This window comes from Mycobacterium sp., from assembly GCF_049673265.1.
Classification (GTDB): domain Bacteria; phylum Actinomycetota; class Actinomycetes; order Mycobacteriales; family Mycobacteriaceae; genus Mycobacterium.
Window position 1 is genome coordinate 1 of record NZ_JBATXN010000290.1, and the last position, 1,536, is coordinate 1,536.

General features: G+C 64.3%; 2 protein-coding genes. Both read right to left on the minus strand.

What is annotated here, in order from left to right; genetic code table 11:
- Positions 1-190: 190 nt before the first annotated feature.
- A complete protein-coding gene (locus tag WBF82_RS10130; protein WP_424382908.1) occupies positions 191-1,105 on the minus strand; it encodes a 3-oxoacyl-ACP reductase in 915 nt (304 codons plus the stop codon).
- Positions 1,106-1,203: 98 nt separating this feature from the next.
- Complete coding sequence (locus WBF82_RS10135; protein WP_424382909.1) at positions 1,204-1,395, minus strand: ferredoxin; 192 nt, start codon at positions 1,393-1,395, stop codon at positions 1,204-1,206.
- Between the last annotated feature and the right edge of the window lie 141 nt (positions 1,396-1,536).

The following is a 1,536-nucleotide window of genomic DNA, read 5'->3' on the forward strand; positions in this document are numbered from 1 at the left end:
CAGCTTGATGCTGAACTGCCGGCGCTCCGCGTGAGCCGGCCAATCGTAACTAGAACAAGTTCGCAGTGTCAAAGAACGGCAAAATTAGACAAAAGTTAGTAGTTTTGCCAGGTCAGAACCATTGTGGTGGAGCCCATCCTGCAACGTGTTCTAATTCGCCTGAAACGATACATGTGTCTAATAGCCCGGACTATTGCTCCATTAGCCCGGTCGCGGCGAAATTGCGTTCCGGGTCGCGTCCAGCAAAGTAATTCTCCAGCGTGGCGCTCAGCTCTTGCGCCTCCCAGGCCTGCGTGTCCGAGGTGAAGCGTTGCTCGACGCTGGGCGCCGCCACCAGCGTCACTTGTGGGCCGTAGACGATGAATACCTGGCCGTTGACGGCGCTGGCCGCGGGTGATGCGAGGAACCGTACCAGGGTGACCACATGCTCGGGCGAGAGCGGATCGATCTGGCCGTCGCCGACCTCGGGGGCCTCCCCGAACACATCGGCCGTCATCGCGGTCCGCGCCCGCGGACATATCGCATTGGCGCAAACTCCGTAGCGGCCCAGCGCCCGAGCCGCCGTCAGGGTCAGCGCGGTGATGCCGGCCTTGGCGGCGCCGTAGTTGGCTTGGCCCACCGGCCCCACCAGCCCCGCTTCCGACGACGTGTTGACGATGCGGCCATAGACCGAGCCGTCCGAATCCTTTGCCTTCTGGCGCCAATACGTGGCAGCGTTGCGAGTCAGCAGGAAATGGCCGCGCAGGTGCACCGCGATCACCGCGTCCCACTCCTCGTCGGACATGTTGAACAGCATCCGGTCGCGGGTGATCCCGGCGTTGTTCACCACGATGCTCAAGCCGCCCAGCCCGTCGGCGCAGCTGACCAGCTCGTCGGCGGTCGTACGTTGGCTGATGTCGCCGGTGACCGCCACAGCCTTGGAGCCGGCGGCGGTGATCTCGTCGATGACGTCGGAAGCATCCAGTGCTGCGGCGATGTCGTTGACCACGACAGTGGCACCGGCGCGGGCCAACCCGATCGCCTCGGCGCGGCCCAAGCCTGCGGCCGCACCGGTCACCACCGCGACCTTCCCGGACAGATCGGTCGCTTTCGTGCTGCTAGTCATCTGTGTACGCCACTCCTCCTCATCGCTGGCGTCCCCCTCGCCGCTGCGCGGCTGGGGGTGCCCCCACTGCATCGTCTCTCCGGCGGTTATGAATACCTCTAGTCTTCGCGTTTGAGGGCGGCACGCGGGCATTCGAGGATCGCCTGCTCGGCCAGCGCCTCCTGGTCGGCAGGAATCGGATCGGTCTTTACCACCGCGTAATCCTCGTCGTCGAGGTCGAAGATATCGGGTGCGATGCCCAGGCACACCGCGTTGCCTTCGCAGCGATCGTGGTCGACTATCACCCGCACGGCATCCTCCTTGAACATGGGCTGTGGCTAGCTAGGACCCACCATACGACCAGCGACGAACGCGTTCGGCGAGACGGTCGCTGGACCCCCAGACTAGAACGTGTTACAACCAGGGGTGGCGGACGGGTAGCCATCGACGAC